Origin of the sequence: Prosthecobacter vanneervenii (genome assembly GCF_014203095.1) — a bacterium.
GTDB classification, from domain to species: domain Bacteria; phylum Verrucomicrobiota; class Verrucomicrobiia; order Verrucomicrobiales; family Verrucomicrobiaceae; genus Prosthecobacter; species Prosthecobacter vanneervenii.
Genome location: NZ_JACHIG010000001.1, coordinates 939,656 through 958,456 on the forward strand (window position 1 = coordinate 939,656; position 18,801 = coordinate 958,456).

General features: G+C 62.1%; 15 protein-coding genes and 1 tRNA gene. 9 read left to right on the forward strand and 7 right to left on the reverse strand.

The features are described 5' to 3' along the window. Positions 1-18: 18 nt before the first annotated feature. Both HNQ65_RS03645 and HNQ65_RS03650 read left to right on the forward strand, forming a co-directional pair. Positions 19-510, forward strand: a complete 492-nt coding sequence (locus HNQ65_RS03645; RefSeq protein ID WP_184338110.1) for a hypothetical protein — start codon at positions 19-21, stop codon at positions 508-510. Between the two features lie 279 nt (positions 511-789). Continuing rightward, entirely contained in the window at positions 790-2,910 is a 2,121-nt protein-coding gene (locus tag HNQ65_RS03650; RefSeq protein ID WP_246437543.1) for a prenyltransferase/squalene oxidase repeat-containing protein, read from the forward strand. A gap of 91 nt (positions 2,911-3,001) precedes the next feature. Here HNQ65_RS03650 and HNQ65_RS03655 read toward each other — a convergent pair whose 3' ends face one another. Further along, entirely contained in the window at positions 3,002-3,421 is a 420-nt protein-coding gene (locus HNQ65_RS03655; protein ID WP_184338111.1) for a ketosteroid isomerase-related protein, read from the reverse strand. Between the two features lie 108 nt (positions 3,422-3,529). On the opposite strand from HNQ65_RS03655, the gene HNQ65_RS03660 reads away from it, so the two are divergent. Then, positions 3,530-4,498: a D-alanyl-D-alanine carboxypeptidase family protein gene (locus HNQ65_RS03660; protein ID WP_184338112.1), complete on the forward strand. Its 969-nt coding sequence runs from the start codon at positions 3,530-3,532 to the stop codon at positions 4,496-4,498. Between the two features lie 80 nt (positions 4,499-4,578). Continuing rightward, complete coding sequence (locus tag HNQ65_RS03665) at positions 4,579-5,658, forward strand: 6-phosphofructokinase (RefSeq protein WP_184338113.1); 1,080 nt, start codon at positions 4,579-4,581, stop codon at positions 5,656-5,658. A 165-nt stretch (positions 5,659-5,823) separates the two neighbouring features. On the opposite strand, the gene HNQ65_RS03670 is transcribed toward HNQ65_RS03665, so the two are convergent. After that, on the reverse strand, positions 5,824-6,393 hold the full coding sequence (locus HNQ65_RS03670) for an elongation factor P (RefSeq protein ID WP_184338114.1): 570 nt from the start codon (positions 6,391-6,393) through the stop codon (positions 5,824-5,826). A 434-nt stretch (positions 6,394-6,827) separates the two neighbouring features. Here HNQ65_RS03670 and HNQ65_RS03675 point away from each other — a divergent pair. From HNQ65_RS03675 to HNQ65_RS03685, 3 genes are all read left to right on the forward strand, one after another. Beyond that, a tRNA-Glu gene (locus tag HNQ65_RS03675) sits at positions 6,828-6,902 on the forward strand. 1,032 nt (positions 6,903-7,934) lie between these two features. Next, positions 7,935-11,129 (forward strand): fused MFS/spermidine synthase, encoded by a 3,195-nt coding sequence (locus HNQ65_RS03680; protein WP_184338115.1) that lies wholly within the window; start codon positions 7,935-7,937, stop codon positions 11,127-11,129. 7 nt (positions 11,130-11,136) lie between these two features. Next, entirely contained in the window at positions 11,137-12,213 is a 1,077-nt protein-coding gene (locus HNQ65_RS03685) for a cytochrome-c peroxidase (RefSeq protein ID WP_184338116.1), read from the forward strand. 217 nt (positions 12,214-12,430) lie between these two features. Here HNQ65_RS03685 and HNQ65_RS03690 read toward each other — a convergent pair whose 3' ends face one another. From HNQ65_RS03690 to HNQ65_RS03700, 3 genes are all read right to left on the reverse strand, one after another. Further along, a complete protein-coding gene (locus HNQ65_RS03690) occupies positions 12,431-14,002 on the reverse strand; it encodes a sialate O-acetylesterase (protein ID WP_184338117.1) in 1,572 nt (523 codons plus the stop codon). Positions 14,003-14,261: 259 nt separating this feature from the next. Next, positions 14,262-15,137 carry a 23S rRNA (adenine(1618)-N(6))-methyltransferase RlmF gene (gene rlmF, locus HNQ65_RS03695; RefSeq protein WP_184338118.1) on the reverse strand — a complete coding sequence of 292 codons (876 nt, stop codon included), beginning with the start codon at positions 15,135-15,137 and terminating at the stop codon, positions 14,262-14,264. Between the two features lie 122 nt (positions 15,138-15,259). Further along, on the reverse strand, positions 15,260-15,529 hold the full coding sequence (locus HNQ65_RS03700) for a Precorrin-3B methylase (RefSeq protein WP_184338119.1): 270 nt from the start codon (positions 15,527-15,529) through the stop codon (positions 15,260-15,262). A gap of 131 nt (positions 15,530-15,660) precedes the next feature. Here HNQ65_RS03700 and HNQ65_RS03705 point away from each other — a divergent pair, with 131 nt between their 5' ends. Continuing rightward, positions 15,661-16,389, forward strand: coding sequence for a segregation/condensation protein A (locus tag HNQ65_RS03705; RefSeq protein WP_184338120.1), 729 nt, complete (start codon positions 15,661-15,663; stop codon positions 16,387-16,389). Positions 16,390-16,415: 26 nt separating this feature from the next. On the opposite strand, the gene HNQ65_RS03710 is transcribed toward HNQ65_RS03705, so the two are convergent. After that, entirely contained in the window at positions 16,416-17,273 is an 858-nt protein-coding gene (locus HNQ65_RS03710) for an energy transducer TonB (RefSeq protein WP_184338121.1), read from the reverse strand. An 80-nt stretch (positions 17,274-17,353) separates the two neighbouring features. Further along, the gene (locus HNQ65_RS03715) at positions 17,354-17,524 is read right to left on the reverse strand and encodes a hypothetical protein (protein ID WP_184338122.1); all 171 of its coding nucleotides are present in this window, start codon (positions 17,522-17,524) and stop codon (positions 17,354-17,356) included. Positions 17,525-17,576: 52 nt separating this feature from the next. Between HNQ65_RS03715 and dusB the strand changes: the two genes are divergently transcribed. Then, the gene (dusB, locus tag HNQ65_RS03720; RefSeq protein ID WP_184338123.1) at positions 17,577-18,605 is read left to right on the forward strand and encodes a tRNA dihydrouridine synthase DusB; all 1,029 of its coding nucleotides are present in this window, start codon (positions 17,577-17,579) and stop codon (positions 18,603-18,605) included. Positions 18,606-18,801: the final 196 nt, after the last annotated feature.

Consider the following 18,801-nt stretch of genomic DNA (forward strand, 5'->3'; position numbering starts at 1 on the left):
CCAAGCACAAACACACTCATGAAAACCAAACTGCTCAGCACCCTCGCCGCCCTTGCCCTCGCCTGCACGCTCAATGCCGCCGAGCACAAGCATGATCATGACCATGAAAAAATCAAAGCCGGCCCCAGTGGCGGCCGCCTCATCACGGAGGTGGAGCCACATGCCGAGTTCTTTGTGAACAAGGAAAACAAGGTCGAGATCCGCTTTGTCGATGATGACAACAAGATCGTGCCTCCGGGCAGCCAGGTCGTCACCGTCACACTCGGTGATCGCTCCGCCCCCACCAAGCTGGCCTTCACCCAGGACGGCAACAAGCTCATCAGCGATAAAGCCATCCCCTCTGGCAACGACCACCCTACCGTGGTGCAGATCCGTGCCAAGGAAGGAGCCAAGCCCGTGAACGAGAAATTCAATCTCAACCTTGAGCAGTGCCCCACCTGCAAAAACAAAGAATACGCCTGCACCTGCGAGCATGGGCATGACCACGCTCACGAAGAAAAGAAGAAGTGAGTCCACGCCAGATCCATGGGCAGCGGAAGCCGACGGAGAAGGATGATCTTGATCCCATGCAGGGGGTTTGCGGATGGAGCGGAAGCGCTGGGCGGGGCGGGAGCGTGTGGGATCGGGATGATCCCACTCCTCCTGAGCGCTGGCCCCAAGGACAGCCCCCAGCCTGAATCTGGCCGAAAACTGGACCAAAAGTGTCCATAACGCGTTTATTTTGGGCGCAAATTAACCTTGTAGGGAAGCAGGGCTTCCGCGTATATAGAGCTTTAGCCTGTCACTACAATGAATCCGCCGCCGTCAGGAAACCCCCAGAATCCGCAGCAGAACCCCGGAGCCACCCAGCCGCTTCAGCCTGGGTACGTGCCGCCTCCTGGTTACCCGCCGCAGATGCCTCAGGGCTACCCGCAGGGTTATCCCATGCCGCAGGGCTATCCGCCGCAGATGCCTCAGGGTTATCCACAGGGCTATCCGATGCCCCAGGGTTATCCGCCGCAGATGCCTGCCGGCTACCCCATGCCGCAGGGCTACCCGCCGCAGATGCCGGGCTATCCTCCGGGCTATGTGCCTGCCATGCCCATGCCGGCCATGATGCCGCCTCCCGCGCCCTCCACAGGAAACACGGGAACTGTTAAGCCTGTGAGCGCCGCCGTGCCAGTGGCGATGCCGACCCCTTCCATGCCCGCTCCTTCGGCTGTCGCTGCCGCGATGCCGGCCCCCTCTGCTGTAGCACCCGCCATACCAGTGGCCGTGGCTGCGGTGCCTGCCGATGACGCAGGAGAGGCCGCAGTGGCGGTCGAACACGTCGAAGGCCAGGTGTACCACCCTCCCGCGCTGACCCACATCGAGGCAGGACCTCCGCCCAACAAGTTTGTGCAGATGTGGCGCAAGGCGGGTGCCAGCTCCCTGCTGCTCAGCATTGCCATCCACGCCGGTCTGGGCGTGGGCGCACTCTTCATCGTCTTCACCAGCGGCGTCATGGACAAGCAGGTGGACTTCCTGCCCGGTGGCGGCACCGCCGCAGGTGCCAAGGCCAGCTCCGACCTGCAGCACAAGGTGCAGCAGAAGAAGCGCAGCTCGGTCAATAAATCCATGCCGATGAAGAAGCTGGTCAGCACCAGCGTGAATTCGGCCATCTCCCTTCCTGAGGCACCGCCCGACTCTCTGGACATGCCGGACATGAGCGCGATGATGGGCGGGGGAGCCTTGGGTGCCGGTGGCAGCCTGGGCTTGGCCGGAGCCGGTGGCGGCTTTGGCAAAGGCGTGGGCATGGGAGCAGCGAACGGTTTTGTGACGCTGCCGCCCTCCATGCGCAGCCGCTGCTCCACACAGGAGCGACTGGAGAAGCTGCGCCAGAATGGTGGAACGCCTGAGTGCGAGGCCGCCGTGTCCGCCTCTCTCGAATGGCTGAAAACCCAGCAGAACGCCGACGGCTCCTGGGGGCGCAGCAACAAGTGCGCCATGACCGGTCTGGCCCTGCTGTGCTACCTCGGCCGCTGCGAGACGCCGGAATCCCCCTTCTATGGCGACAACGTGATGAAGGGCATCATGTTCCTCATCGAAGTCGGGAAGAAGAACCCCTTTGGCATCTTCTCTGAAACCGGCTGGAAAGGCGAGGCCGCAGGCGGCAAAGGCGGTGCAGGCACGTATGAGCACGGGATCGCCACCTACGCCCTCGGTGAAATGTACACCCTGGCACGTCTGGGCAGCAAGAGCCTGCCGGGCATGCGCGAGGCCTTTGAAAAAGGTGTGAAGACCATCATCGACTACCAGAACGACAAGGGCGGCTGGGCCTACGGTGGCAAAGACCAGATCGTGTACAACAAGCAGGGCGGCTCCGACCTCTCCGTGGTGGGCTGGCAGTTCCAGGCGCTCAAGGCGGCCAAGAACACCAGCCTGAAGATCGACGGCCTGCACAGCGCCATCGGCAAGATGACCGATTACCTGGAAAGCATGCAGACCAAGGACGGCGGCTTTGGCGGCACCAACCGTGACGCGCACTACAATCAGTGGAGCCTCTCCGGCGTGGGCATCCTGGGCCTGCAGACCATGGCCAAGGGCAAGACCACCCCGATCAAGAAGGGCATCAAGTTCCTGCGCGAGTTTATCACCGCTGAGCCGCTGGACTGGAACAAGAATTGCAATCTCTACTGCTGGTACTACTACACCCAGGCCTTCTTCCAGCAGGGTGGAGACGACTGGAAGTTCTACAATCAGCAGTTCCTGCCGCAGATCCTCAGTGCCCAGCAGGCAGACGGCTCCTTCAAGCATGGCCGCCCGAACTGGCCTGCCGGTGACGCCGCCGACGCCATCTACCGCCAGACCCTCTGCACGCTGCAGCTGGAGGTGTACTACCGCTACTTGAAGGTGGGCGACCGCGAAGAGTCCTCCTTCTTTGACAAGTGATCTGAGGCTGCGGCCCCAAGCATCCCCTTCCCTAAGCTGCCATGCTGAAACCCAGCATGGCAGTTTTGTTTTTCAGTGGTGTGACCTCACCTCATGCCGCGCCCACCTGGCGCAACCATTCCTGGAGGTTGTAGTAGTTGGTGATGCGGCTGACCTTGCCGTCTTTGAGATCAAAAAAGGCCCCTACTCGCAAACGGTAGCGCTGGCCGGTAGCTGGCGGCAGACCGTCATCGGTGGAGAGGTACTGCCCCTCAATGTAAAACTCCGCCGCCCCACGCGTGCCGTCTTCCGAGGCAAAGACGACGAGATCACACACCTGCTCGCGGTAGCAGCGGTCCATGCGCTCCAGGAAGGCGCGGAAGACCTCACGACCGGTTTCGGCACCGCCTTGATTGATGTCGTGCACGACGTCATCGGTCAGCAGCGCGAGGAAGGCCGCACGGTCTCCTGAATTGAAGGTGGTGTAGTAGGTCTGGATGAGGGAGAGCGCCTGTTGCTGCGGAGTGGACATGATGAATGAAAGTGCAGCCAGCATGAATCCCGTGGTGCGGGCGTCAAACTAGAAAATCGTGCATGGGAGGTTGCGAGACGGAGAGGGGCGGCTAAACATCATACGTCTATGTTTTCCCCCAGCACGGCGTGGAGCAGCTCCCGCGCATTGATCCTCGGCATCTGTTTTTCGTTCATCACCGGCGGTGCCGTCCTGCAGGCGCAGTCCGCCGTCATGGTGGTGGATGCCTTCAACAAAAAAGTCCACGTGGCGGCAGACGCCCATGCCAAGCGCCCGGTGGGCGGCCTGGCCAAGATAGCCACCGCCATGGTCACGCTGGACTGGGCCGAGGCCTCCAAAGTGGGCGTGGGCGTGCTGGCCACCGTGCCCGCCTACGCCTTTCAGATGTCTGACGCCGGCTCTGTGGGCTTTCAGCCCGGAGACCAGGCCACGCTGCGCGACCTCATCTACGCCACCATGATGGGCGGAGACAACATCGCCGCCATCACCCTGGGAGATTTCGTGGGCCGTGACCACCTGACACGCCTGGGCCGCGCCGGGCACCCGATGGAGGAATTTGTGCGACAGATGAACCAGCTCGCCGCACGCGAGGGCGCACGCGGCACTCGCTTCACCAATCCGCACGGGCTGGAAAACTCCCGCCCCATGCCCTACTCCACGGCTGCGGACATCGCCCGCCTCTCCATCTACGCGGTGTCCCGCCCTGCGCTGCGCTTTTATACCAATCAGACCAGCCGCAGCATCACCATCTACCGCAGCGGCCAGCAGATCTCCGTGCCGCTCACAAATACCAACGAGCTGCTAGGTGTGGACCGGATCGACGGACTCAAATCGGGCAACACTCAGCGTGCCGGCGGCTGCCTGGTCATTTCCGCTGAAAAGCCCTCCAGCGTGCAGGTGCAGGCGGACAATTCCAGCCTCATCTACCGCCACCGCATGGTGGTGGTGGTGCTGAACTCCCCCAGCCCCTTTGCTGAAGCCCGTGCGCTGCTGCATCAGGGCTGGGCTGCCTATGACCGCTGGCTGGCAGCCGGACGCCCGATCACTGACAAGAAGCAGATGCTGGATCATTACTAAGACGGGGCCTCCCGGCAGGCATCGCTTCAGCGCCTTTTCTTTCCTTTCCCCCCAACCCCAAACCTCCCAAGAAAAACACCATGAGAATCGGCATTTTGAACAGCGGCGGGGACTGCCCCGGACTCAACGCAGTCATTCACGGCGTCGTCGGCGCGGCGCACACACTCGGCTGGGAAGTCGTGGGCTTCCGCGATGGCTTTGAAGGCCTGCTGCCCCCAGGCGACTACATGATGCTGAACACCGAGAAGACCATCGGCATCATGAAACTGGGCGGCACCATCCTGGGCACCACCAACAAGGGGCACTTTGTGGCCAAGGTGGGCGAGGGCAATGTGGCTCAGGTGCCAGCAGAGATCGTGGAAAAGGCCAAGAACACCCTGCGCCACCTGGAGGTGGGCGCGCTGATCGTGGTGGGTGGAGACGGCAGCCTGACCACCGGCCTGCAGCTCTACCAGATGGGTGTGCCGGTGATCGGCGTGCCGAAGACGATCGACAATGACATCCAGGCCACCGCCACCTCCTTTGGTTTTGACTCCGCCGTGGCCGCTGTAGTGGACGCCCTGGACCGCCTGCATACCACGGCAGAAAGCCACAAGCGCGTGATCGTGCTGGAAGTGATGGGACGCCACGCAGGCTGGATCGCGCTCTACGGCGGCATGGCCGGTGGTGCGGATGTGATCCTGCTGCCGGAGATCCCCTTCAGCTTTGAGCACGTGGCCAAGGCCATCCGCAAACGTGACGCCGCAGGCCGCCACAGCACCCTGGTGGTGGTGGCGGAGGGCGCGCACATGGAGACAGGCGAGCTGCTGACCAAGGAGAAAGTGGGCACCAAGGGCGAAGACCGCCTCGGCGGCATCGGCGACTACGTGGCCAAGCACATCGAGAAAGACACCGGCAAGGAAACCCGAGCCTGCACCCTGGGCCACCTGCAGCGCGGTGGCGCACCCACGGCGCTGGACCGCATCCTCGGTGTGCGCTTTGGCGCCAAGGCCGTGGAGCTCATTTCCCAGGGCAGCTTTGGCCGCATGGTCAGCTACCAGCAGTATCAGGTGGGCGACGTGCCGATCGAAGAAGCCGTGCACCAGCTGCGCCTGGTCAGCAAAGACAGCGAGATCGTCCGCGCCTCGCGCGCGATCGGCATCTCCTTCGGCGACTGCTGATCAAGGCGGCAGCAGATTCATGAATCAACGCAGGACGGGCATGGCGAAAGCCGTCCCGTCCTTCTGCGTACGGCAGACACCTTGGCATCCCCCATCCCCCAACAAAAACGCCCGCGTGATCTCACGCGGGCGCTTCTGATTGGATGAATGAACGGGGCGGAAGGATTAGTTCGCGCGGCCGAGGTAGGTGCCATCTTCGGTCTTGACGCTGATCTTGTCGCCAGGGCCGATGAAGAGAGGAACCTGCACACGCATGCCGGACTCGGTGGTGGCTTCCTTGTACACGTTGTTGGCGGAGTCTCCCTTCACGCCGGCGGGGCTGTCCGTCACGGTCATGATGATGTTGGCGGGAAGCTCGATGCCGGCGACAACATCGTCAGCAAAGACGACGAGGTACTTCTGGCCTTCGATGAGGTAGCCGCGGGTCTTGGCGTCTAGCTTGTCTTCACCGATGAGCACGTCTTCAAACGTCTCAGGGTGGATGAAGTGGTAGCCGTCTCCGTCCTTGTAGCTGAACTCATGGTTGTCCTTCACGAGGTTCACGGATTCGAGAGACTCGTTGGAGGTCATGCGCAGGTTGTACATCTTGCCGATGGTGATGCTGCGGACGGACATCTGCACGAAGGAAGCCATGCGCGGAGGCGTCTTGAGTTCGGTGTCGGTGACGACGCAGACGTCGTTGTTGTAGCGGACGGCGTGGCCCTTGCGGAGATTGATGACTGGGGTGGCTGGCATAAGATGAGCCTGCTTTCTTGGCGAGTTTGGCGTGATTTGCAAGCACAGGTTCACCCCGGCCCGTCCGTGGTGCCTCCCTATGGGGGGAACCGCCGCCAGCTGAGCATTGCTTTTCAGGTGGAGGCTGGTTCTGCTATGAAAGCATGCCGCCAGGAAACTGGCAGCACCACCACTAGCACTCAGGCGCACCGCTTGAGATCAGGACCTCCAGAGAAGCCGGATCTCGTCGGCCAGAGCTTTATCCACGTGATGAAGAACGGCGGCGGGTTCCGGCTTTGTTGTTTCATCCGCCTGCCATGAAATGGCAGAAATGCGCCACACATGCCGGTGAAAGCAGCGTCATGACAAAAAATGTTTTCAAAATGATGATTTTCCTCTTGCGAAACTTCGCATCAAACGCACTATGAATGCCCGCTCGTTCTGAGCGAAACAACGACCCCTTCGTCTAGCGGTTAGGACACATCCCTTTCACGGATGCGACACGAGTTCGATTCTCGTAGGGGTCGCCACTCTCCACCAACTCCGGTGCAGAGTTTAAGCCGGCCAGAAACTGAAACAGGCACGGCATTTGAAGCTCCGAGATTCAAGCCTCACAACTCACTCGACGGGTGCTGCGCCGCTTCCGATCCGAAGTACACCGACAAAACCGACGAAACTAGGTTTCGTCAGTTTCGTCGGTGTGTTTTCCAGCAGTGAAAAATTTTCATTCAGTCAGCCAGCAGGCAGGAGGATGAATGAAGAAGCCTGCCCCAGAATACCCAAGACACTCCTAGCACACAGCCTGCTAACCTGAGGCGCTGCATATGACCTCATGTTATCTAGTGGTATTTTGATAACACATCATGAAGATGTCTCCATAGACTGACTGAAAACGCTGTGAGGCAATGCTACGAGAGTCATCGTACCTTCATGGCACAACCATCTCATACCACGATGAGATGAAAGCGAGTCTGAAGGTGGAAGCACGAGCCGACGGAGGGGGATCATCTTGATCCCCCCCCACCTGCAGAGTGAATGTCTATGACATGAAAGAAGGGAGCCGATGTACTTTCATGCCATCACATCCACAGGATGCTCTCTGAGAACCTCTTCCTTCCATGAGTTTTCTTCCTGTTCCGTGGGAATCCAATGATCCTGGAGGAATGCAGTGGCTGGCTTCCCTCATTCAGCGGGGCCGCTCACGAAAAAAATCTCACGCTCTAAAACACACCGACGAAACTGACGAAACCTCATGCCCCCCGCCAAAAGCGCATTTTGCCTCTTTGAGAGCGCATCCCTGGCCGTAGCCAGCCCGGGCTCAGACCGCGAAAAAAAACTGCGCGCGCAAAACACACTGACGAAACTGACGAAACCTAGTTTTGTCGGTTTCGTCGGTGTGCTTTCAGAGCCGTAAATGCAAAAACGGAGCCGCTGGGGGTCGTTGATGGCGGCTTACAACGGTTGACGCTCGCCGACGTTTGTTATCCAATCCCCACCAAACCACCGGAGGCCTCATCATTAAAAAGCGTCAATCACCGCCAAAGACCGTCAACAATCCTCCTTTGCTCTCCGAGCTGAGAAGGACAGGCCGTCAACATCCCCTTCCCCGCCTGCCCTTCCTCGCCGCGCTGCTGGCGCTTTCCGGCGCGTGCGCGCTGATCTACCAGATGGCGTGGCTGCGGGAGTTTCGGCTGATGTTTGGCGGGGCCACTCCGGCCACGGCGGCGGTGCTGGCCATCTTTATGGGAGCCATGGGCGCGGGCAGTGCCCTGTTTGGCCGGAAGGCGGAGGCTTCGTGCAATCCGCTGCGGCTTTATGCGCTGATCGAGCTGGGCGTGGGCGTGGCGGCGCTGCTGACACCGCTGCTACTCTGGCTGGTGCGTGCGCTGTATCTGAGCACCGGAGGGATCGCCGCGCTGGGAGTGGTGCCGGCCACGCTGCTGCAGCTTCTGCTCGCGACGGTGGTGCTGGCTCCGCCCTGCCTGCTGATGGGCGGCAGCCTGCCAGCGGCCTTTAAATGGGTGGAAACCGACCACGACGCGCAGCGCGGGAGCCTGGGCGTTCTCTATGGGGTGAACACCCTCGGCGCGCTGGCAGGCGTGCTGCTCAGCACCTTCTGGCTGCTGGAGCTGTGGGGCATCCGCGCCACGGTAAATGCGGCGGCATGCGTGAACCTGCTGATTGGTGGTATTTCATGGTATGCGGCGCTCGGGGAGGATGGGAATGGAATGCCAGAAAGGGAGGAGGAGTATGAGGAAGAGGAGGAGGAAGATTCCGCTCGTGCTTTGAAACGGAGATTTGTTTATGCAGCCGCAGGCATCACCGGATTCACCTTCTTCCTGGCGGAGCTGGTGTGGTTTCGCATCCTGGCGCCGCTGCTGGGCAGCTCGGTGTATGGCTTTGGGCTGATCCTCGCGCTGGCTCTGGCAGGCATCGGGCTGGGCGGGCTGCTATACCGCACGCTGTGGGCGGCACGCCCCGGAGCGGTGACTCTTCCGTCACTGGCGCGGGTGGCGGCGTGGCAGGCGCTCTTTCTCGCGCTGCCTTGGGCGCTGGGAGATCGCATCGCGGTCTTTGCGGTGGATGTGAATCAACTTCGTGCGTTGGGCATGGCGGGGCAGATCACCGGCTGGACGCTGATCGCGGGGCTGCTGGTGCTGGGCCCCTCCGTGCTGGCAGGCGTGCAGTTTCCGCTGCTGGTGGGCCTGTTAGGTCGTGGCAGTCGCGATGCCGGGCGGCACACGGGTCTGGCCTATGCGGCGAACACGCTGGGCTCCATCGCAGGCTCGCTGGCAGGTGGCTTTGTGATGCTGCCGTGGCTCACCGCGCCGGGGGCGTGGCGGCTGGTTTTCCTGCTGACGCTGCTGCTCAGCGTGGGAGCGGCACTGCTGGGCGCACGCCTTGCCTCATGGCGTGCGTGGGCGCTGTGCGCTCTGCTTTGGCTGGGTGCTGGCGCGCTGATGCTGGGCGGCACGGGGCCCACCGCCGCATGGCGGCACAAGCCCATCGGCTACGGCCGCGTGGAGGTGCTGCCGGGCTACATCAATGACCTGCACGCCTGGCTAAATGCCGCACGCATGCGGGTGGCGCATGAATTTGAAGGCCGTGAGGCCAGCGTGGCCGCCGTGGCCAGTGACGACGGCTGGTGCCTCTACGTGAACGGCAAGAGCGACGGCTCCGCCTTTGGCGATGCCGACACGCAGGTGATGCAGGGGCTCGTCCCCGCGCTGCTGCATGCCGCGCCGCACAGCGCCTTTGTGGTGGGCCTGGGCACCGGCACCACCGCTGGCTGGGTGGCCGATGTGCCGGAGATGCAGCAGGTGGATGTGGTGGAGCTGGAGCCCGCCATGACCACGCTGGCTCGTGATCACTTTGCCCCGGTGAACCGTGATGTGCTGGACAAGAAAAACGTGCGCCTCATCCCCGGCGATGCCCGCGAGGCGCTGCTGGCTGCAGGCCGCAAATACGATCTGGTCATCTCAGAGCCGTCTAACCCCTACCGCGCCGGAGTCTCCACGCTCTTCACCCAGGAGTTCTACGCCGCCGCCAGGGCGCGGCTGAATGAGCGCGGGCTCTTTGCCCAGTGGGTGCAGGGGTATGAGGTGGACTCGCAGGCCATCCGCCAGGTGTATGCCACGCTATGCTCTGTCTTTCCGCATGTGGAGACGTGGGTCTCAGGGCCCAACGACCTGCTCTTCATCGGGCATCTGGTGGCACCAGATTATACCATGAACCATTTGCGCGCACGCATGGCGCTGCCGCTCTTCACCGAGGCGCTGCGCCGCGTGTGGCTCACGGACAGCATCGAGGGCGTGCTGGCGCGGCATCTGGCCACGCCGGACTTTGCCCGCAAGCTGCTGCAAACCCGCCCCGCCACCGTGAACACGGATGACCGCAACCTGCTCGAGTATGGCTTTGCCCGCGCGCTGTCCCAGGAGGGCGGGTTCAACACCACGCAGGTGCTGGCGCAGGCCATTCAAGACAGCACGGATGTGCCCGCGCATCTCGCCGCGCAGGTGGACCGCACACGCCTGACCTACGAGCGCCAGCGCATGCTCTCGGCAGACCAGTCCAGTTTCTCGTTGATGGATGAGCTGGAGGGCGATGATGCACGCCGCGCCCATGCCTGCGCCGCCTACACTATGGGTCGGCACGACCACGCCTTGGCCGCATGGACGGGCCCCGCCACCAGCCCCTACGAGCAGCTCATGCTGCTGGAGTGCGCCGCGCAGGCAGGCACGGAGGAGCAGTTCCGCCCGCTGCATGAGGCCGTGAAAAAAGACTGGCCTGCCGATGCGCATCTGGCCGCTGCGGTGTTCGCCTATCGCCAGGGCTCCGCCGATGATGCCGCTGCGGAGCTGATGCAGGGCTTTGCAGCGCTGCGCAGCCAGGTGTGGGTGCGCCCGCCGCTGGTGCGCGCCGCACTGGCGCTGGTGCCGCCGCTGGTGGCGGACAATCACGATCTGGCGCGCGAATTCCTGCCGCTGCTGCAAAAGCCCATTCCCGGCGGCCTGATGGAGCCGCTGCGCGTGAACACGCTGCTGGGCATCAGCTCGCCGCTGAGCCCCGCGCAGCAGGTGGAGGTGATGTCCCTTTTTGAACCGCACCCGCCCTGGCGTCTGGAGTTTCTGCAATTCCGCCTGGAAACCTACCGCGCCGCCGGCCACCCACGCGCCGCGCAGGCCGAGCATGATGTGGCGGAGTTTCTCAAGCACGAAAGCCGCCCGCTGGATGAAGCACGGCCCGAGGCGCGTTGAAGTACCCATGCTCCCCACCCTGCTCGTCATCCTGGCCACCGCCGCTGCGGAGCCTCTGCCGGACACCCGGTTGGAGGCGCTGCCGCAGAGTGCGGCGCTGCCGGGAGACACACCCGCGCAGGTGGCGCTGGGGCGGCTGCTGTTTTTTGACCCCATCCTCTCCGCCACGCGCACGGTGGCCTGCGCCACCTGCCACAGCCCGCAGCATGGCTGGGCGGACGCACGCCCCACACCGCTGGGGGTGAATGCCAGCGGCATCGGCCCGGCACGCAGGCTTGTCGCGGGTGGTGCCTTTCTGCCGCTCACCCGCAACACACCCACGATCCTGAACACCGCCTTCAACGGCATTGCCATCGGCAAGCCCTATGATCCCACGCAGGCCCCCATGTTTTGGGACAACCGCATGCGCAGTCTCGAGGCGCAGGTGCTGGGGCCCATCCGCCAGCGTGAGGAGATGCGCGGAGATGCGTGCAGCGAGGCCGAGGCTGTGCCCGCGATGGTGGAGAGGCTGAGCACCATACCGGAGTATGTGCGTCTTTTTGGCGGAAAGATCACCGCTGCGAAAGTGACACAGGCCATCGCCGCCTATGAGCGCACGCTTATCACACCAGACACGCCATTTGACCGCTTCATGCGTGGCGACAAGACCGCGATGACTCCCGTGCAGCAGCAGGGCATGGCCGCCTTTCAGAGAGCCGGCTGCGCGCTGTGTCACAATGGTCCCATGCTCTCCGACTACAAGCTGCATGCCATCGGCCTCACGGACAATGCAACGAACCGCAGCGAATTCCGCACCCCCACGCTGCGCAATCTCGCACACACCGCCCCCTACATGCACCACGGCGGCAGCTCCACGCTGGATGAGGTGCTGCTCTTTTACGACCGCCTCATGGATCAGGCTGCCGAGACTCTGGAAGGTGCCGACACCGCCACCCAGCCCGCCCTCGATCCCCTGCTCCGCCACATGAACCTGCTGCCGGAAGATCACGCGCTGATCAAAGCGTTTCTCGACGCGCTCAATAGTGATGACTATGACAAGACTGCGCCGGAGAAAGTGCCGAGTGGGCTGCCCATTCCGAGGTAGCGCGGGCAATCCTGCCCGCTTTCGAGCGCTTTCGGATCACGGGCAGGATTGCCCGTTCTACTGCGCGCTGGCTCAGCGCGAGGTAGGGCGCTTGGTCCTCCAAGCGCCGTCGTTCGCAGGCTGATGGGCTTCGCTGCCGCACATCTGCATTGAGCCTGTTCAAGACCTCGCTCGGCGGGCTGGGGACAGCCCTCCCTACCCTGCCAGCCTGCGCCCCTCACCATGCATCCGTCCGGAACGGCTGCGCGGGCAGGCCGTCTTGATTGAAGAGATTGGCCCACTGGAAGGCATTGCTCCAGGCATAGCGCACGGCGGCGGGCTGGGGCACGTCTTTGCTGGAGACGATCACGCTGTCGCCCTCGATCACGGCATCGGCCCACACAAATTTCTTGTCAGCTCCGGCGATGGAAAAGCCCTGCAGCTTGTCACCGTTTTTGAAGGCGAGTCCTTTGCCGCTGTGCTTGAACTTCAGCGTCACCTTGCCGCCACTGATGCTATGCGAGGCCAGCTGCGGGCCGAGGTATTCATTGCCCCTGTCATACGCCACGGCCAGCGCCACCTGCACCGCACGCGCGCCGTAGCCGGACTTATTCGGCGGGTGGATGCCATTGCCCAGATCACTGCTGATGACCATGTGCGTGTTCTTGTACTTCATGATCTGCTCAAAGGCCACGTGCGAGTACTCCTTGTCCGGATTGTTGGGGATGGTCTTGGGCAGCGGGGCGAATTTTTCTGCGAGCCGGTTCATCGGCTGCGTGTAGTCATAGGCGCAGCCGCCGCCGCTGGGCTTTTCCACATAGAGCCAGGGGAAGTCGCCCTGCCCCCAGGCCTTGCGCCAGCCGCCGATCAGCGCGCCCATGAGCGTGACCTGATCCACACCGGCGATGTTGGTGCGGCTCTCGCCCTGATCCCACAGCACGCCTTTGATGCCGTAGCCTACATACGGGCGGATGAACTGCTCAAAGAGCTGGCCCACCTTGCCGAAATTGGGTTCACCAGCTTTGCCCACAGGCTGGGGTCCACGCGGTGGGCGGGTGGGTTCCTTGCCCTCTTTTTTCGCGGCCTCGGCCTGCTTCTTCCACGCGGCCAGCTCGACATCCCACTTGGCTTTTTCCACGGTGTATTTGGCCATCAGCTCGTCATACTTGTAGGTCGGAGCAAAGGCTTTCACCGCCTCCGCGCAGGCGGCGTCGCTGCGATACATGTCCTCGCTCAGCCAGAAGCCGGAGGGCGTGCCGCCCACTGCACCCACCATGAGGCCCACGGGCACGTTCAGCTCTTTCTGCAATGGGAAGCCAAAGGAGAACAGCAGCGCGCTGAATTTCACATTCGTCTCCGGCGTGGCCTGCTCCCAGGTGGCAGTGGGGTCCTTGCGCAGCAGGCGCAGGTGCGGGTAGCTCTGCTTGGAGGCGGCATCCAGAACGGGGTCATCCTTGGTGTAGCTGCTCACCGTCATGTCCATGTTGGACTGGCCGGAGCCCACCCACACATCTCCCACCAGCACGTCTTCGATCTTCTTGTCTCCAATGATGAGCGTGCGCGGCTCGGTGCTGGCCTGCAGGGCCTCCAGCTTTACGCTCCAGGCACCTTTGTCATCCGCCGTGGCCGTCTTGCTCTGTCCGGCAAAGGAGACTGTGACCTTCTCACCCGGTGCCGCCGTGCCCCACACGGGCACCGCCATGCCACGCTGCAGCACCATGTGTGGCGTGAAGACCTTGGATAGCTTCACCTCGGCCTGAAGGGCGGAGGCAAACAGAAGCAGGGAGACGCAGGCGAAGGAAAGTTTCATGAGATGTGGCAAGGCTATACGAACCGAAGCGCGCGATCTAGCGCCAGCGCGGAAGATGGAGGATAGGATTCTCGCGCTGGGCGTGCGCATGCCCTGGGCAGGTAGGGCGGCTGGTCCTCCAGCCGCCGTTGCCCAGCGTGCTGTGAAATACCAAGTAGGACAACCAGCCGTCGCAGGACATTGCAAACTCCGCTGCTACGACTCATGATTCGCACACGCTTGCCCCTCACTCGGAGGGCTGAGGACAGCCCTCCCTACCTCAGAAGCGCCACGCGAGGATGCGGCTTTTCTTCTGGCCCTGTGCCATGTCGATGATGCGCACCTCGGCCGCCTGGGCCTGGCGCAATGTTTTTTGAAGCGGTGCCAGGTGATCGCTTTTCGACACCAGCGTGGTGAACCATCCGCACTGCGTGGCGAACTCCGTGCTCTCCGCGATCATGCGGCGGATGAACGCCAGCTCCCCGCCCGGGCACCAGAGCTCGTTGGCCTTGCCGCCGAAATTCAGCGCGCTGCTTTTCTGCCCGAGGTTGCGCTGTTTCCGCTGCGTGCCTGCCGCCGCCTCGGCTGCGGAGGTGTGGAAAGGCGGATTGCACATGGTGAGATGAAAGCGCTCGCCTTTCTGAATGATGCCCTGAAAACAATGCTGCGCCGACTTCTGCAAACGGCAGTCAATAAAGCCCGCCACAACCGGATTTGCCGCCACCATCTTGCGCGCCCAGCGCCAGGAGGCGGCGTCCACCTCCGCGCCCACAAAGCTCCAGCCGTACGCGCATGCGCCGAGGATCGGGTAGATGCAGCTCGCGCCGGTGCCGATGTCCAGCACGCGCACGTCTGCACCACGCAGCACGCCGATGAGATCCGCCAGATGATGAATGTAGTCGCAACGCCCCGGAATGGGCGGGCACAAGCAGCCGGGCGGGATGTCCCACTGCTCCACGCCATAGGCCTGCCGCAGCAGCGCCTCATTCAGCGCCTTCACCGCCTGCGGGTCGGCATAGTCGATGCTGTCGCTGCCATACGCATTCGGCTTCACAAACACCGCCAGCGCCGGGCTGCACGCGATGAGCTGGGGGAAGTCGTAGCGCGTATTGAAGCGGTTGCGCGGATGTAGTCCCGCTTTGGTGGCGTGGTTCATGTCAGCAGAATGCAGATGGCCGCAAAGAGCCGCAAAAAAAGCAAAAAAGACGGGGATCAGAGACAGGATTTCCCATGCTGATTTCTTGAGTTTTTTGTGCCTTTTTGCGGCCGGTCACCTGCTCACCGGCCCCCTCCCGGTGGCGTGCGGTGCTCGCCAAAGTATTTCTCACTGCGGTAGCGAAGCCACACGCGCAGCACCTGCGGCACCTTGTCACGCTCGGTCTCGCTCAAAGTCTCATAAAGCGCCATCGCCTTCTCCCGCTCGCCCCGGCAGGCGCGGTTGTTGTGCGCATCCCAGTAGCTGCGCGCCACGCGGATGCGCCGGCACACCTCTTTGATGAGGGCGGCACCACTGAGCGGCTTGTCGCTGGGTTTCTTTTTGGCGGGCATGCGGGGAGAAAGGCAGATAAACGCATAGACGGGAAAAAGCGAGGGCGGCGGTGAAGGTCACCTGCGTAGATGGGCCACCCTCCCCACCATTTTCCTCTCGCCATCCCTGATTCCCCGTTCTATCTCGATCCGTGGAAGATTCCGACTACAAAGTTAAGCTTGAGATTTTTGAGGGTCCGCTGGACCTGCTGCTCTACCTCATCAAAAAAGAGGAGATCGACATCTACAATGTGTCGCTGGAGCGCATCACGCGGCAGTACCTCGACTACATCGACACCTTCCAGGCGCTGAACATCGAGCTGGCCAGCGAGTTCATCGTCATGGCGGCCAACCTCATGTACATCAAGAGCCGCGAGCTGCTGCCGCAGGATGTGCAGCCGCCGGAGGAGGATGCGGAGGAAAATGACCCGCGCTGGGAGCTGATCCGCCAGCTGGTGGAGTACAAGAAATTCAAGGAGGCCGCGCAGTTCCTGGGCTCTCAGGAGGTGAAGAGCGACGAGCTTTTCGTCACCACCCCCGAGCTGCCAGACCTGGACGCCCCGGTGGACAGCGTGGGCCAGGTGGGCATCTTTGACCTCATCCGCGCCTTCCAGCGCATCCTCAAGCGCTTTGAAAACGCCAGCGACTTCCGTGAGATCGTCAATGACCGCTTCACCGTGGCGGACAAGATCGAGCACCTGCTGCAGACGGTGCCGGTGGGCGCGCGCATCAAGTTTGAAGAGCTCTTCTCCAGCGCCGCCAGCCGTGGCGAGGTGATCGTGACCTTCCTGGCCATGCTGGAGCTCATCAAGCTGAACCACCTGCAGGTGGAGCAGGAGCAGCTGCTGGGAGAGATCGTGGTGGTGCGGCCTGCGGTGTAATGAACACTCCGGGAGCCAGCCGCTGATCAGTCAGCGGTGGGGTAGCCTGGCACGTTGTCAAAAAGCGTCTTCCCGTTGTCCTGCACGATCCAGCGGATGCTGTCCTCCACACGGGAAAGAGTAAAGTCCAAAGCTGCGCTCCTTGCCACCGGCTTACCATCCTCTAGCGGTGGATTGAAACTCCAGTTCTCCACAGCCTGAATCGCGACTTTTACCGACGGCGTTCTCCAGTCATTATCTTCAAATGGGCCGCTATTTGCCTTGCTGACTGACGCTTTGCCTTCCGGAGATATGGTGAAATTCAGACGGAAGCTGGCCTTTGAGCCGCCCCATTTAAAATCTGGAGGCAACTGCGGACTGATGAACATTTTCACTTCTCCTCCAGACCAGACAGGCGTGACCTGCGGGGTTCGCGCGCCATCAACCAGAAAAAACGGCCAAAATGGTCTCATTCCGCCCATCTCCACAGCCCCGCCACGGCCGCCCATCACAAACCCATCGCCGCTTTTTGGCGCATACAGCCTCATTTTCCCGAGTTCGTTCGAAAACCTCATCTCTGGCCATTTGGCACGGTACCCCTTCAGGGAGATCGAGACGCTGCCATCCTTGGCCACCTGATACGTGCCCCCATAGCCTGCAATACCGGCCCCGAATTCTCCCAAGACCACCCTCCCTTCCGGCTCGAAACTAATGACGGAATCTGAATCCATCCCGTATATTTTTCCATCGCGTGAGACAAACACCACCGTCTTTCCAGCTGCATGTCTTTGGAAAATGAAATTTACTACCTCGCTCTTCTGCAGAAACCTCGGAGCTGTAGATCGCTGCTGAGCCAAACACGGGAGAGCAAGAGCGAAGATCAAAAAAGGCAGGTGCTTGCGCATGGTATAGATAAGACTGCAGCACGACTCAAATGCTGGTTTCTCCAGCATTAATCAAACCACGCGGGTATGCATAGGCCAAACTATTTCCTTTTCGCCACCGCAGCCGCCGGCGGCGCGTCATTCCGCACGAGGTGCGTCTTCTTGCCCAGCACCCAGTAAAAGCCACCGATGCTGCCCAGAAGGGCGAACGCCACCAGCACGGTCCAGAGGCCCGGGAGGAGAGGTTTTTGGCGTCGGCGGCGTCTTGCCATCGTATAATGTGACACGACTTGCCGCTCTGTGCCAGTGCGGCTATCATGGAAGATGCTACATTGGTTTCAAAACGACCGCTTCCCCCTCTACCTGGCCCCCATGGCCGGGGTGACGGACGTGATCTTCCGCCAGCTCTGCAAGGAGCAGGGCGCGGATGTGATGGTGACGGAGTTTGTGAGCGCCGAGGGCATCCTGCAGCGGGACGACCGCACCCGCCACTACACGGACTTTGACGACAGCCAGCGCCCGCTCGGCGTGCAGCTCTTTGGCTCCGACGGCGTGCGCATGGGCGAGGCTGCACGCAAGATCATCGACTGGAAGCAGCCCGATTTCATCGACATCAATTTCGGCTGCCCGGTGAACAAGGTCGTCTCCAAAAACGGCGGCTCCTCCCTGCTCAAAGACTGCCCCCTTCTCGCCAGCGTGGCGCGGGAGGTGGCCAAGGCGGTGTCCATCCCCGTCACCGCCAAGATGCGCATCGGCTGGGATGCAAACCACGTCAATGCGGTCGAAGTGGCGCGTATTCTGGAAGACTGCGGCATGCAGGCCATCGCCGTGCACGGGCGTACCCGTGCGCAGGGCTACACCGGCCTGGCAGATTGGGACGTGATTGGCCAGGTGGCGGATGCAGTGAAGGTGCCGGTGATCGGCAATGGCGACATCTCCAGCGGCGCAGACGTGGAGATCCGCCGCGCGCAGACGAATGTGAAGGGCGTGATGATCGGCCGTGCGGCGATGACGAATCCGTGGGTCTTTAAAGAGGCCAAGCACTACCTGGCCACGGGTACGCATGTGCCGCATGCCACGGTGGAGGAGCGCTTCAACTTCATGCGCCGGCACTGCCAGATGGCGATCGCCCGCAATGCGCACATGGGCGAGCTGCCCACGCTGCGCTCCATGCGCAACCGCCTCATGAACTACACCAAGTCCATCCCCGGCGGCAAATGGCTGCGCCAGCGCTTCTCACAGATCGGCAGCCTGATGGAGCTGGAGGACATCTTTGCGGGGTATCTGGAGCATCAGGCGGCGCATGGGCATGAGGCGGCGGTGAATGTGGAAGTGGACGCGGATGCCGAGTAGCGTGCGGGCGGCCCAGCGTCAATTTGGAGTGCGGCACGCAAAGCTGCCGCTTTCGAGTATCTCGTGGTAAACGAGAACAAACTGGCTTTCGAGAGACGCCGAGCGGTCGCCTGCGTGCATCTCCAGAGATTTGGTATGCCGTGCAGCTTGCGAAAGCGGTAGCTGCGCTCGTGCCTCGCTCCGCGACCGCACTCCA